General features: G+C 65.4%; 11 protein-coding genes. 4 read left to right on the forward strand and 7 right to left on the reverse strand.

What is annotated here, in order from left to right:
* Positions 1-44 precede the first annotated feature (44 nt).
* On the reverse strand, positions 45-1,223 hold the full coding sequence (locus tag KAJ83_RS03305; protein WP_210680572.1) for a cyclic nucleotide-gated ion channel: 1,179 nt from the start codon (positions 1,221-1,223) through the stop codon (positions 45-47).
* A 61-nt stretch (positions 1,224-1,284) separates the two neighbouring features.
* Between KAJ83_RS03305 and KAJ83_RS03310 the strand changes: the two genes are divergently transcribed.
* The gene (locus tag KAJ83_RS03310) at positions 1,285-1,572 is read left to right on the forward strand and encodes a DUF1330 domain-containing protein (RefSeq protein ID WP_210680573.1); all 288 of its coding nucleotides are present in this window, start codon (positions 1,285-1,287) and stop codon (positions 1,570-1,572) included.
* A 72-nt stretch (positions 1,573-1,644) separates the two neighbouring features.
* Here the strand turns inward: KAJ83_RS03310 and alaS are convergent, their stop codons facing one another.
* Positions 1,645-4,311: an alanine--tRNA ligase gene (alaS, locus tag KAJ83_RS03315; RefSeq protein ID WP_210680574.1), complete on the reverse strand. Its 2,667-nt coding sequence runs from the start codon at positions 4,309-4,311 to the stop codon at positions 1,645-1,647.
* 267 nt (positions 4,312-4,578) lie between these two features.
* On the opposite strand from alaS, the gene KAJ83_RS03320 reads away from it, so the two are divergent.
* Positions 4,579-5,289 (forward strand): MBL fold metallo-hydrolase, encoded by a 711-nt coding sequence (locus KAJ83_RS03320; RefSeq protein WP_210680575.1) that lies wholly within the window; start codon positions 4,579-4,581, stop codon positions 5,287-5,289.
* 128 nt (positions 5,290-5,417) lie between these two features.
* On the opposite strand, the gene KAJ83_RS03325 is transcribed toward KAJ83_RS03320, so the two are convergent.
* The 3 genes from KAJ83_RS03325 to KAJ83_RS03335 form a co-directional block, all read right to left on the reverse strand.
* Positions 5,418-5,912 carry a hypothetical protein gene (locus tag KAJ83_RS03325; RefSeq protein ID WP_210680576.1) on the reverse strand — a complete coding sequence of 165 codons (495 nt, stop codon included), beginning with the start codon at positions 5,910-5,912 and terminating at the stop codon, positions 5,418-5,420.
* Positions 5,913-6,298: 386 nt separating this feature from the next.
* Complete coding sequence (locus KAJ83_RS03330; protein WP_210680577.1) at positions 6,299-6,661, reverse strand: helix-turn-helix domain-containing protein; 363 nt, start codon at positions 6,659-6,661, stop codon at positions 6,299-6,301.
* Positions 6,662-6,907: 246 nt separating this feature from the next.
* Positions 6,908-7,546: a flavin reductase family protein gene (locus KAJ83_RS03335; protein WP_210680578.1), complete on the reverse strand. Its 639-nt coding sequence runs from the start codon at positions 7,544-7,546 to the stop codon at positions 6,908-6,910.
* A 76-nt stretch (positions 7,547-7,622) separates the two neighbouring features.
* On the opposite strand from KAJ83_RS03335, the gene KAJ83_RS03340 reads away from it, so the two are divergent.
* Both KAJ83_RS03340 and KAJ83_RS03345 read left to right on the forward strand, forming a co-directional pair.
* Positions 7,623-8,471: a hypothetical protein gene (locus tag KAJ83_RS03340; protein ID WP_210680579.1), complete on the forward strand. Its 849-nt coding sequence runs from the start codon at positions 7,623-7,625 to the stop codon at positions 8,469-8,471.
* A 214-nt stretch (positions 8,472-8,685) separates the two neighbouring features.
* Positions 8,686-9,195 carry a PAS domain-containing protein gene (locus KAJ83_RS03345; RefSeq protein ID WP_210680580.1) on the forward strand — a complete coding sequence of 170 codons (510 nt, stop codon included), beginning with the start codon at positions 8,686-8,688 and terminating at the stop codon, positions 9,193-9,195.
* A 6-nt stretch (positions 9,196-9,201) separates the two neighbouring features.
* Here KAJ83_RS03345 and KAJ83_RS03350 read toward each other — a convergent pair whose 3' ends face one another.
* Positions 9,202-10,128, reverse strand: coding sequence for a sterol desaturase family protein (locus KAJ83_RS03350; protein ID WP_210680581.1), 927 nt, complete (start codon positions 10,126-10,128; stop codon positions 9,202-9,204).
* Positions 10,129-10,339: 211 nt separating this feature from the next.
* Positions 10,340-12,925 carry an MMPL family transporter gene (locus KAJ83_RS03355; protein ID WP_210680582.1) on the reverse strand — a complete coding sequence of 862 codons (2,586 nt, stop codon included), beginning with the start codon at positions 12,923-12,925 and terminating at the stop codon, positions 10,340-10,342.
* Positions 12,926-13,122: the final 197 nt, after the last annotated feature.

Raw genomic sequence — 13,122 nt, forward strand, 5'->3', positions numbered from 1 at the left:
TTTACCGGCTCGCCATGTCCGCGTCCAGTCCCCATCGCCCCCATCTATTCGAGCGCGTCCGCCGCGTTGAGGGAATCGGCGCGTTGGCGTGCCTTTTCGCGGATTTTGCCCGCGACCTCCGGGTAATCCATGGCGAGGCGATCGAAGGATTGCCGGTCGAGGGAAAGCAACCGCGTCTCCAGCAAGGTCACGGCGGTCGTTCGGCGCACCGGGCCATGCAACAGGCCGTACTCGCCGAAGAAACCGCCCGGGCCGACGCGCAGGGGCTTCGGGGCCACCTCCAACTCCACCTCGCCGGATACGACGAAATACATCGCCTCCGCCCGCTCGCCCGCGCGCGTCACGAGGTAGCGCCCCGGCAGCACCAGGGGGGACAGAAGCCGCACCGCGTTGTGAAGCTGATCGGCGGACAGGCCGGCGAAGGCGGGCACTTGGCTTACCATCTGGCCCGTCACCTTGAAATCGCGACGCCGCAACTCGTCCAGGAAGCTGGAGGCGAAAAGCCCCGTCCACAGGCCGAAAAGCCCGATTCCGAGCAACATCACCACCGCCCCGATCGCCCGGCCCCAGGGTGTGATCGGCACGACATCGCCATAGCCAACCGTGGTCAATGTCGCGAGCGCCCACCAGAGCGCCTCGGGAATCGAGGAGAATTTCTCCGGCTGCGCCTCGTGCTCCACCAGATAGATCGCGGTAGCGGAAAGATGGAGCGCGATGAAGACGATGACGAGGGCGGCCAGCATCGTCCGCCGTTCGCTGTGAAAGACCGCGACGATCGACTGCAACGCCACCGAATAGCGCGTCAGCTTGAGCACCCGCAGCATTCGGATCGCCCGCAGCGCACGCCCATCCGCCGGCGGAATCATACCCATCATCGTCAGATAGAAGGGCAGGATCGCCGCCAGATCGATCAAGGCGATCGGCCGCGTCATATAGGCCAGCCGCCGCCGCCAGGCCCCACGAAGGCCGCGCGGCCCGGGGTCCTCCGCCGCCACCCACAGGCGCGTCAGATACTCCACCGTGAAAATGGCGACCGAGATCCGCTCCAGCCAATCGAACCAGGGCCGGTAGGGACCCGGCCACCCCTCCAGGGTTTCGAGCGTGACCGCGAGGACGTTGACCACGATCAAGGCGATCAGCGCGATATCCACGCCCCGGCCAAGGGCGTCCGCGCGCCCCCACCCTTCCAGCACGGAGAAAACCTGTTTGCGCAGAGCATTCATCACGGGACAGCATAGGCCCGAGTCCCGCCGTCGCGGCAACAACAGAGGAGTTTCCCCGAGAATGACCGCCTATCTGATCGCCCGCGTGAAGGTCACCGACCCGGCCCGTTACGAGAACTACAAGGCCCTGAGCCCGGGCGCGCTCGCCGCCTTCGACGGCAAGTTCCTGGTTCGCGGCGGCGCCCATGAGACGCTGGAGGGCGAAGCGGAGGACCGCCGTCTCGTCCTGGTCGAGTTCCCCAGCCTGGAACAGGCGAAAGCCTGCTATGATTCCGCGCAGTACCAAGCCGCCAAGGCCGAACGCGACGGCGCGGCGGAAATGCAGATGGTCGTGGTGGAGGGCCTATAGAAGGTCCGGCGGAGACGATCCCGCAGCCCACAGCGCAGCCTCAGCCCACCGCAGCCTCAGCCCACCGCAGCCTCAGCTCAACGCGGCCTCGATCGCCGCGACCGCCTTGGCGGCGGCGGCGCCGTCGGGGCCGCCGGCCTGGGCCATGTCGGGACGGCCGCCGCCGCCCTTGCCGCCGATCGCCTCGGCGCCCGCGCGGACGAGTCGGACCGCATCGTACTTACCCGTCAGATCGTCCGTCACCCCGACGACGAGCGAGGCCTTGCCGTCATTGACCGCGACCAGCGCCACGACGCCGGAGCCAACCTCGCCCTTCAACTGATCGGCGAGCGGCTTCAACTCCTTCGGCGGCACGCCGTCGAGAACGCGGGACGCGAACTTGATTCCCGCGATTTCCTTCGCCGCCGGGGCCTGCGCGCCCCCACCGCCGCCAGCGGCCAATTTCCGACGCAATTCGGAAATCTCCCGCTCCAGCTTCTTGCGCTCGTCGAGCAGGGTCACCACCCGGTTCGGCACGTCGTTTACCGCCGTACGCAGGGCGGACGCCGTCTCGGACAGCGCCTTCTGCTGCGCGCGCAGATGGCGCATCGCGGCTTCGCCCGTCAGGCAGGTAAGGCGACGAACCCCGGCGGAGACCGCCGCCTCGTCCACGATCTTGAAGAGGCCGATATCGCCGGTGCGCCCGACATGGGTGCCGCCGCAAAGCTCGACCGAATAGAAACCGCCCGGACGCCCCGGCGCGCCGACCGCGGCGGCGTCGCCCATGGAGACGACACGCACCTCCTCGCCGTACTTCTCGCCGAAGAGGGCCAGCGCCCCCGCCTCCACCGCGTCGTCGGGCGTCATCAGGCGCGTCGTCACACCGGCATTGGCACGGATCTGCGCGTTGACGCGGCGTTCGACCTCCTCGATCTCCTCCTCCGTCATGGGCTTGGGATGGGAGAAATCGAAGCGCATGGTCTCCGGCGCGACGAGGGACCCCTTCTGCGTCACGTGATCGCCCAACACCTCGCGCAGCGCCTGATGCGCCAGATGCGTCACCGAATGGTTGGCGCGCAGCTTGCTGCGCCGGTCGCCCGCCACCGTCATCTCCAGCGCGTCGCCCTTGTCGAGTCTGCCTTCCTCCAGCACGCCGATATGGACATGCATGTCGTCGAGCTTCTTCTGCGTGTCCGTGACCTTGAAGCGCGCGCCATCGGTCGTCATCAACCAGCCGGTATCGCCCTGCTGGCCACCGGACTCGCCGTAAAAAGGTGTCTGGTTGGTCAGCACCATGGCCTCCTGCCCGGCCTCGACGCTGTCGACGGGCACGCCGTCGGCGACGAGGGCGGTGATCGTGCCTTCCGCGCGTTCGGTCTCGTAGCCGAGGAAATCGGTGGCACCGACCGTCTCATGCAGGTCGAACCAGACCTTGTCCGTCGCCATTTCGCCGCTGCCGGCCCAGGCCTTGCGGGCCTGGGCGCGCTGGCGCTCCATCGCGGCGTCGAAGCCGGCCTGATCCAACGGCCGCCCCTGGCCGCGCAGGATGTCCTGGGTCAGATCGACCGGGAAGCCATAGGTATCGTAGAGGGTGAAGGCGACCTCGCCCGACAGCGCCTCGCCCGTGCCGAGCTTGCCGGTCTCCTCCTCCAACAGCTTCAGGCCCCGGTCCAGCGTGGTCTTGAAGCGGGTTTCCTCCAGCTTCAGCGTCTCGGTGATCAGCGCTTCCGCCCGGCGCAATTCCTGAAAGTGATTGCCCATCATGGCAACCAGCGTCGGCACCAGCCGGTGCATCAGCGGGTCCTTCGCGCCCAGCATGTGGGCATGGCGCATGGCGCGCCGCATGATCCGGCGCAGCACATAACCGCGCCCGTCATTGGACGGCAGCACGCCATCGGCGATCAGGAAGGAACTGGCGCGCAGATGGTCGGCGATCACCTTGTGGCTCGCCGCCTGGGGGCCATCCGGATCGACGCTGGTCAGGTCGGCCGATGCCTCGATGATCGCGCGCAGCAGGTCGGTATCGTAGTTGTCGTGCTTGCCCTGCAGCACGGCCGCGATCCGCTCCAACCCCATGCCGGTGTCGATGGAGGGGCGCGGAAGCGATGTCCGCTCCCCGCCCTCGAACTGCTCGAACTGCATGAAGACGAGGTTCCATATCTCGATGAAACGGTCGCCATCCTCGTCCGGGCTGCCGGGGGGACCGCCCGGAATCCCGGGACCGTGGTCGTAGAAGATCTCAGAGCACGGGCCGCAGGGGCCGGTATCGCCCATCTGCCAGAAATTGTCGGAGGTCGAAATCCGGATGATGCGGTCGTCGCCCAGCCCGGCGATCTTCTTCCACAGCGCCGCGGCCTCGTCATCCTCGGAATAGACGGTGACGAGCAGCTTCGCGGGATCGAGACCGAACTCCTTCGTGACCAGGGTCCAGGCATGCGCGATCGCGACATCCTTGAAATAGTCGCCGAAGGAGAAATTCCCCAGCATCTCGAAGAAGGTATGGTGCCGGGCGGTATAGCCCACATTCTCCAGGTCGTTGTGCTTGCCGCCGGCGCGCACGCATTTCTGCGAGGTGGTCGCGCGGGCGTAATCCCGATGCTCCGCGCCGGTGAAGACGTTCTTGAATTGCACCATGCCCGAATTGACGAACATCAGGCTGGGGTCGTTGCGCGGGACGAGCGGCGAGGAGGCGACGATCTCGTGATCGTGCCGTCCGAAATACTCCAGAAATTTCGTCCTGATATCGTTCGCGCTCGCCATCTTGAACCGCCAATCCTTGAACCCAATCCGAAAGCCGGATTCCCACTCGATGAACGGGGAGGCATGATGTAGCGAGCGGCGGCCTTCCTGTCCAGCGGTGGCGCCGAGATTTGGCGTCTCCGCCCTGCTTCCGGGCCACGTCGTTTGACAGCGCGCACGCCCGCGCCTACCCCTTGGCCTTCAACTGCCCTCCATCCGGGAAGGCCGGTCGGGGCCGGGGCCACCCGCCCGGAACGGGCGAACGTACGACCGCAGAGGATCCACGCCATGGCCGACGCGCCGCAGGACCGAGCCGAGAGCCTCAGCCCGCTTCAGGGCATGATCGTGCCGGTAACACCGTTTCAGCAGAATTGTTCCGTCCTATGGTGCACGACGACCGGCAAGGCCGCCGTGATCGACCCCGGCGGCGACCTGGAGCGGATCGAGGAAGCGCTCGCCCAGGCGCGCGACGGCCAGGGCGTGATCCTGGAGAAGATCCTGCTGACCCACGGGCACCTCGATCATGCCGGCGGCGCCATGGCGCTGAAGGAGGCGCATGGCGTGCCCATCGAGGGGCCGGAGGAGGAAGAGGTCTTCTGGCTTTCCGCCATGGAGGACCAGGTGCGAAAATTCGGCATGGCCGGCGCCGACCCGCGGCCGGTCGTTCCCGACCGCTGGCTGAAGGACGGGGATACCGTCACGATCGGCGACGTGACGCTCGACGTCTATCACTGCCCGGGGCACACGCCGGGCCACGTGATCTTCCACAGCCCGGACGCGAAACTCGCCATCGTCGGCGACGTGTTGTTCCAGGGCTCGATCGGGCGCACCGACTTTCCGCGCGGCAACCACGAGCAGTTGATCGAGGCGATCACGACGAAGCTCTGGCCACTGGGTGACGACACCGCCTTCATCCCCGGTCATGGGCCGATGTCCACCTTCGGACAGGAACGCCAATCCAATCCCTTCGTCGGTGACCGGGCATTGAAGGGCGCCTGATACAGGCGTATCTGCTTCACGCTCCACCAAACGCAATCCGGGCGCCACCCGCTAGGGATGACGCCCGGACCCGCTAGCCGTCACGGCCGGTGGCGCGCCGGAGAACCGGCCACGCCGCATGGGTGCGATCAGGAGCCGCTATTATCGTCGGTACGGGAATCCAACTCCCGTTCGGCCTCGTCATAGGCCTCGGCGAAGGCGTTCGCGGCATCGTGGAACCCTTCCTTGGTGTCGTCCCAGGCCGAGGCCGACGCATCGCCCAGCGCATCCGCCTGCTTCGCGGCGATACGCTGCATGTCGCGAAGCTTGGCCATGGTGTCTTCCCAGCTTTCGTCAGCGGCATCGCCCGCATCCTCGGCGAATTCATCGCTGCGCGCTTCCAGATCGGCCAGCGCCGCATCCATCTCGTCCACGAGCTCCCGGCCCTCGCGCATCGCGGCATCGCTTTTCTCCGCGCTGAACGCCTTGATCTCTTCCCAGGAGTAGTGGACCTGATCGCTGAACTTCTCGTCGCCGCCCGCGCCGTCGTCCGTGGCGAACGCGGGAGACAGGGCGCCGCCCATGCCGACCGCGAGGGTCATGGTGCCGGCGGCGAGGATCGTCTTGATTGGCTTCATTGTCATCGGCTCTTTCCTTCTATCGTTGATCTCGACGGTGGCCCCTCAAGTTCACCGATCAGGTTGGGTCGGTGCGCGAGATGGTCAAGAGCTTCTGGTCCCGAAACACTTTTTTGACACAATATCGTACGTGTCCGGTCCGGGCGTGCCACGCCGTCCGGTCAAGACGAACATCCATGGAAGGGTCTATCCACACCGTGGGACGTACACACCCGGACGAACGCGTACGGAAGTTGCGGAGCGGATATGAAGGATAGGAACCGGCGGGACCAAACGGCCCGGCCGCCCCTCTCACCCGACGATCCGCGGCCACGGAAGAAGCCGCCCGGAAGCGGCCGGGCAACTCTGGCGGATCGTCGGGATAGAGAGAATATGTAGCGGCCGGCCCGTGATCAGGCTGCCGCCCGGGCCAGCGAGTGCAGCACCGTGCGCAGGGTGTCGCGGGTCTTGCTGTCCGTGATCCGCGCCCAATCGCGCGCGATCTTGGAGGCCTCCTTGTCGAGGGCCTCATGGTTGTCGCCCGTCGCGCCATCGACACCGTCGATGCCGTCGAAAAGCGCCTCGACGGGAACGCCGAGGGTCTTGGAGATCAGCACCAGCTTGGACGCGCCCATGCGGTTCGAGCCCTTCTCGTACTTCTGTACCTGTTGGAACGACACGCCGAGCGCCCGGCCGAGTTCGACCTGAGACACGCCGGCGCGAATACGCAACTCCCGAACACGCGCGCCAACGGCTGTGTCGACGGGGTGAGCCATCTTGATATCCTCCTTGTTAATATGAATCCGGCGGCGGCTTCTCCGCATTGCCGAATTCCATGCCATCCACCTACCCAATGGCGCCATTCCCCACCCGCCGTCCCGGCGGCATGCAACGGAAAATGGCACCGACGCACCCTTGCCCCACCTCCCAGACTAGGACTTAGGTACGAATTTTTTCTTAATACACGATCTGATTGCGTCCGGGAAAGCCATACCGGTCACGGGGTTCCCGAACCATCATCCTTATTTCTCCCGATCGCCGATCGGCCAATCCGGCCGAACCATCGAGAAGACGTCACCCACCCGGCCGTAATCGCGGTAGCCCAGGCGGGAGATCGGCGCCAGTTTCGCGATATCGACGATACCGTCCGCGATCACATCGTCCGCGATATGGATCGCGACGACATGGCCGACGACCAACCGATTGGGCGACGCCTCGTCGGTCGAGAGAAGATCGACGACCTTGACCAGCTTGCACTCGAAGGTCACCGGGCTCTCGCCGACGCGCGGGCAGGAAATAACCTCGCACGGTGCCTTGGTCAGACCCGCGACCTCGTACTCGTCCACCCCGTGGGGCGCCGCGACGGCGGTCATGTTCATCGCCTCGCGCAAATCCCAGGTGACGATATTCACCGCGAACTCTCCGGTTTCCCGGATATTGCCGATCGAGTCCTTGAGCCCCGCCTGCTTGTCGGGCGCGCCGGTCGAGGCATACACGACCTGGGGCGGGTGATAGGCAACGCCGTTGAAGAAGCTGTAGGGCGCGAGATTGACCCGCCCTTCCCTATCCTGGCTGGTGATCCAACCGATCGGTCGCGGCACCACGATCGCATTGAAAGGATTATGCTTCAGGCCGTGATCATCTTCCGTCCGATAGAACATCTTTTTGTCTCAATTCCCGTTCATAGGGTCTTTTGGTGCATATCAGGCGCCCTGCCCGGCGAAAGGTTTATACGACGTGCCCGATCCTGTCGACTTAGCACACGGCATGCCACCGGAACGGCTGCAGGCACGGATATTCGCGGGCGATATCCTGGTTTTCCGGGGGTTGGCGCCGGTCCGCGCGCTTGTGTCGCAGGCGGATCGAATGATCCGGGCGCATTTCGCGAATCCCGAGCAAGCCACGAGGCACATGGACCCGGCCTCCTTCCTTCAGGCCGCCGGTGCCTTGCGCCGGGCCTATGGCCGGTCGGCGGAAGTATCGTGCCTATGGCGCGAGGCATTGGCGGCATGCGGACTGGTGATGGACCGGACCTATTGGGATCGCCGCCGTCTGCGCGTCAATCCATCCGGCGCGCGCCATCACGGCCCCCAGGTGGCGAACCTGCCGGCGCATCGCGACAGTTGGGGGGCCAACCTGCCCCAACAGATCAATTGGTGGGCGCCGGTCTATCCCGTGACGGCGGGACGCAGCCTGTTGATCCACCTTGATGCCTGGGCGCGTCCGGTCGAGAACGACAGCGCCACCTGGGATATCGAGGAGTTCCGCCGCCGCCGCGCCGCGGGGCACGGGGCCGGCTATCCCCCGCTTCCGACCGCGACGCGCCCGGCGGATTGGGGCGAAGCCACGCCGATCCTGCCACGTCCGGGCGATTTGATCGCGTTCTCCGCCGCCCATCTACATGCGAGCGCCGTGAACCGGACGGGACGGACCCGCTTCAATATCGAGGGACGGACCCTCGATCTCGCTGAATGGCGCGCCGGCCGCGGCGCCCCAACCCCGGACGGGGCCGCCCCGCATGTCGCGTTGCGCTGGTTCAGTCATTGCGAAACGGGAACGCCGCTCGAGACCGCCCAAGAACAATAAACCCAAATGCAAGAGAACCCGAGAACAGCACCCTTTGAAGACATGACAAAAGCAAGGCCACGCCACGCGAACACGAAACCGTGATCGGAACGCGAGCATCATTTCTATGCGATATAGAATAAGGGTAGATTTCGGTCGGTGGGGAAACACAGTCGCGGGGCGCGTCCCATGCGCCGGTGCGATCGCGCATGCAGTAGAATGGGTACGGTAGGACATGCCGATCTGGTCAACCGCCGATAAAGTAACCTCGGAAAAGGTACTGGCGCTCGATGCCTATTGGCGCGCGCGTCTGGGCAATGGCCCCATACCGTGCCGGAAGCTTTTCGACCCCTCGGACCTGCGGGATCTTCTACCGAATATCCTGATCGTCGAGTTCGCCGACGATCCATGGAAAATCCGCTATCGGTTGATCGGAACGAAAGTCGTGGAGATGTCCCGACTGGATTTCACCGGACGGCGACTCGACGAATGCGCGTTTCAGACGACCGACGAGGATATCTGGTACCAAGCCTACAAGATGGTCGGTGAACGGTCGGCCCCCGTCTATGGTCGCGCCACGATTCCCATCGAGGGGGCGGATAACCAGCACGTCACCGAGGAATTCGGGATTTTCCCCCTAACGCATGACGGCACGGCGATTCATCAATGCATCGCGATCGAGGACTATACCCCGATCGACCGCCTTATTCCGCCGGACCGTATTCGACCGATGCGGATGCGCTGACGCGCGTCAGGCACCGATCCGTCCGGCCGGGCCGCCGGACGCCCCCTTGCCCCGCCCGCCGTCACGCTCTCCGAACAGCCCCCGGAACGGATGGGTCATTTGTCCCAGGAAGGAAGCCGGCATCGGTTCGTCGATCCCGATCCTGACCGATGGACGATAGCGCGCGTAATGGTGGGTGCCGAACAACAGGTCGAAAATCATCAAATTCTCCCCGTAGTTCCTGTTCCCCTCCTTCAGATCGCGCGAGTGGTGGAAGCGGTGCAGTACCGGCGTGTTGACGATGTAATTCAGAAAGCCGAAGCGCATCTCGACATTGCAATGGGTCAACATGCCGATGAAGGCGGTCGTGGCGCTGACCCATTTGAATATCTCGATCGGCGCACCGGCAAGGAACAGGATCGGCTGACTCAGCAGGATGCTGGTGACGGTATCGACCAAATGGAACCGCCCGGTATTGATGAAGGTCAGACGCGGCGCGCTATGATGAACCGCATGGAAGCGCCAAAGGAACCGCCATTCATGCGCGAGGCGATGCGCCGCGTAGAGACCGGCCTCCACGAGTACCAGGGCCAGCAGGACTTGCGCCGGCAGCCACCATTCCCCGGGCCAGACACCGTGAAGTTCCGTGCCACGCGCCACCTCCGCCACGCCGAAGACGGCGCCCACCGCGACCAGCACCTGAACCGCGCTCTTGTTAAGCACCGTATGGGCGAGATCGACCCCGATCTGGCCGTCGTTCTCCAGCCAGGCGCGCTCATAGGGCCAGCGCCGCTCGGCCAGGAAGAGGCATGCCGCGAGACCGAGATAGGCCAGATTGAACGCCAGGAAGGAATACCCATGGGCGATCCCGGTCCAAGTTATCGTCAAGGCCGCGCAAAGCAGAAGGGGCCAAAGCAGATAAAGCCGGGCAAAACGAACGAGAGAGCGAATCATCGGGGTGTTCCGTGAAAACGGCGAGGAACGGAAACCCACGCAGGAACCCGATGCGCGACGCCGAGGAGCTTCTTCATGACGATCGGGAGGTGGCGCCCGTAAAGAACCAGAGCCGCGAGATGAAAACGAATATGTGCCAAACCTCCGATGGCCCCGATTAATTGTTACGGTTTCGCGACAAAATCAAGCCCCAACGCGGGAATCGGGCCGATTACCGTGACGCATCCCCAGCCCGCAGAAGTAGGGCCGGTAGAAGCACGCATGTCGCGCCCAGGACCGTCACGACCCCGATCGTCAGGAACTCCCCCATGCCGGCTATACCGCGATTATCCGAAAGGATGAGGGTGGCGAAGGACGCGATGGTCGTCGCACCGCTCATCAGCACGGCGCGCGGCGTCGAGGATCGCATCAGCAGGCCGAGCGAGGTCTCGTCGCGCAGCCGCATCACGAAATGCACGCCGTTATCGACTCCCAGCCCCAGGATCAGGGGGACGACGATCACGTTCGTGCTGTTGAAAGGGCGATCGAACAAGACGCTATAGCCCCCAAGGACCACGACCGAGAGCCCCAGCGGCGCCATCACGCACAAAGCCGCGCGTCCACTGGCGAGGACCCACCAAATCAGGAGAAAAACAGTGGCCGCGGCACCAAGGATCGCCTGTAGGAAAGCCCGGGTCACGATGTCGCCCACGCCCGCCTCCAGGACCGGACGTCCGATCGCATCCGGATAGAGGGCGGTGACGGCCTCCGTGAACCGTCGTAAAGCGCGGAAGTCCGTCAGATCCTCGGCCGGCAGCGCCACCGCGCGGCCATGGCCGGCCTCGCCGATGTAACGCGCCTTCATTGCTTCCGGCACGTCGTCCAACGTCACCGCCCTGGCCTCCAACACCGCCTTGAGACGTGTCATCAGGTCGGGCAAATGGCGAGTCAGCCTGCCCTCGTATTCGGCCAGGGCGGCCGCCGGCGACGACGCGTCGGTCAGCCCGTCCAGGGCGCTCATCAGCCGCGCGGGGGCCGCCCCGCCGACGCTTGCCGCCACGTCGCGCAGGGCGGCGACGGCCTCGGCCCGCCCCGCGTCCGAAAGGGCTTCCATGGTCCGCCTCGGATTAAGCGCCGGCCAAAGACTCGCCGCCATGTCGGCGACGATGGCGAGCTTCAGCGCCTGCTCCTCCGGCAGTAACGAGGCCGGCCCGCGCGCCGAGGCCACTTCCGGCAGGACGGCGAGCCGCGCCGCCACCGCGTTCGCCGCCTCCGGCGTATCGGTCACGACGGAGAGCGAATAGGGCGTGAGGGTACCGTCATCCTGCAGATCGCGCAGCGTGGCGATCGATTCCGCATCCGGGTCCTTAAGGGAAAGCGTATTGAAATCGAAGGCGATCCGCGTCGTCAGCAGCGCGCCGAAAACGGCAAGCGCGAAGCCAATCAGCAGGATCGCCCGCCGCCGACGCGAAATCCAGCGCGCCAGGGCCGGCCCACCAGGCAGATCCCGCCCCTTGTCGTCCGGTAGGGAGGCGACCCGGCACAACGCCAGCAATGACGGCATGACGGTAAAGCTCGCCAGGAAGGCGAGGACGATCCCCCCGGCGGAGATCAACCCCAATTCCGCCAACCCCCGAAAATCCGTCGGCAGAAAGGCGAGGAACCCGACCGCCGAGGTGACCGCGCATAGGCCGAGCGCCGAAAGGCACGCCCCTCCCGTCCGCGACAGCGCCCGAACGGCGCCGTCGCCGAACGCCGCTTCCTCGCGGAACCGCAAGGCGAAGTGGATCGCGAAGTCGATACCGAGCCCGATGAACAATACCGCGAAAACCGCGGACAGAAGGTTGAGGCTGCCGACGGCCAAGGCCGCGAACCCGGCGGTCCAGGCAAGGCCCGTCAACAATGTCGCGACCCCGATCGCGATCAACCGGAACGACCGGAAGCCGAGCCACATCACGACGGCGACGAGCGCGAGCGAGATCAGCCCCGCGCGTTGAAGGTCCGCGGTAAGACCGTCCACCTCCTCGGCCGAGAGCGGCCCCCTGCCGGTCAATCGCACGCGATAGCCGTTCTCCGCCGTCAGGCCGAGGCCGCGCGCTTCCTCGCGGATCACGCGGCTGGTATCGCCACCGACCGCCTGCTCGTCGCCATCGAGCCGCCCCTGTACCAAAATCAGGCGCCGCGAGGGCGCCGCCTCCGGCCCCAGAAGCAGACCGGACCATGAAGCCGCCGGCGGCGCGCCGTCCCGGGCCCGCACCGCGCTCTCCGCGAGGAAATCGGCGAGCGACCTGGCGGCTTCCGGGTCATTCTGAACGGCGAGGAGATAGACCTCCGCCACGCCGCGCAGACTCGGATCGCGGGCAAGCTCTGCGATCGCGGGTTGCGCGGCGAGCAAGCGTCCGCTTACCGCCTCCAGCCGTTCGACGGATAGATAGAGCAACCCGTTACGCCGCATGAAGGCGGTGTCATCAGGGGTACGGACCGCGTTGAAGAAACGCTCGTGTCCCGCCAATGCCCGCGCCAGCGCACGTTGCGCATCCGCCGCCTGGTCCGCGCCCGGGGCATCGATCACGACGATGTTGACGCGACGATCATAGGGAAAAAGCCGCTTGTACCGCTCATAGGTTTGGAGAAACCCCGTATCCGCCGGTATCAGGGCGGTCGCGTCGGTTTCGAAAGTGAGGCGTGCGTCGGCTACCGCCAGCGATCCCGCCGCCAGGGCCAGCGCCAACCCCAGACATGCGACCGGCCGCCGCGCGCAGGACCGGACCCAGGCGGCACCAAATCGCTTCAAGGGGGTCGCCAGACGGTCGAGCACGCGAAACATCGCTCCAAGCCGGGAAAATTCGGCGAATTCGTGTAACAGAGGGCTTTAAGATAGCGTCTGGTTGAGCTAAATCCCACAGTTAGCGTCGGTGATGGGACGCGATAAAGCGCAATTCGTCACATCAAGCGGGGGATAACGGTCCGGCATCGCGGTCGCCGATTGGCGATGGCGCCGGAACCGTCTGTTCA

It is taken from the genome of Marivibrio halodurans (assembly GCF_017963645.1).
GTDB lineage: Bacteria > Pseudomonadota > Alphaproteobacteria > UBA8366 > Aestuariispiraceae > Marivibrio > Marivibrio halodurans.

Excerpts from the sequence above, each read along its gene's own strand:
- KAJ83_RS03305 (WP_210680572.1), bottom strand. The coding sequence starts at position 1,223 with ATGAATGCTCTGCGCAAACAGGTTTTCTCCGTGCTGGAAGGGTGGGGG.
- KAJ83_RS03310 (WP_210680573.1), top strand. The coding sequence starts at position 1,285 with ATGACCGCCTATCTGATCGCCCGCGTGAAGGTCACCGACCCGGCCCGT.
- alaS (WP_210680574.1), bottom strand. The coding sequence starts at position 4,311 with ATGGCGAGCGCGAACGATATCAGGACGAAATTTCTGGAGTATTTCGGA.
- KAJ83_RS03320 (WP_210680575.1), top strand. The coding sequence starts at position 4,579 with ATGGCCGACGCGCCGCAGGACCGAGCCGAGAGCCTCAGCCCGCTTCAG.
- KAJ83_RS03325 (WP_210680576.1), bottom strand. The coding sequence starts at position 5,912 with ATGACAATGAAGCCAATCAAGACGATCCTCGCCGCCGGCACCATGACC.
- KAJ83_RS03330 (WP_210680577.1), bottom strand. The coding sequence starts at position 6,661 with ATGGCTCACCCCGTCGACACAGCCGTTGGCGCGCGTGTTCGGGAGTTG.
- KAJ83_RS03335 (WP_210680578.1), bottom strand. The coding sequence starts at position 7,546 with ATGTTCTATCGGACGGAAGATGATCACGGCCTGAAGCATAATCCTTTC.
- KAJ83_RS03345 (WP_210680580.1), top strand. The coding sequence starts at position 8,686 with ATGCCGATCTGGTCAACCGCCGATAAAGTAACCTCGGAAAAGGTACTG.
- KAJ83_RS03350 (WP_210680581.1), bottom strand. The coding sequence starts at position 10,128 with ATGATTCGCTCTCTCGTTCGTTTTGCCCGGCTTTATCTGCTTTGGCCC.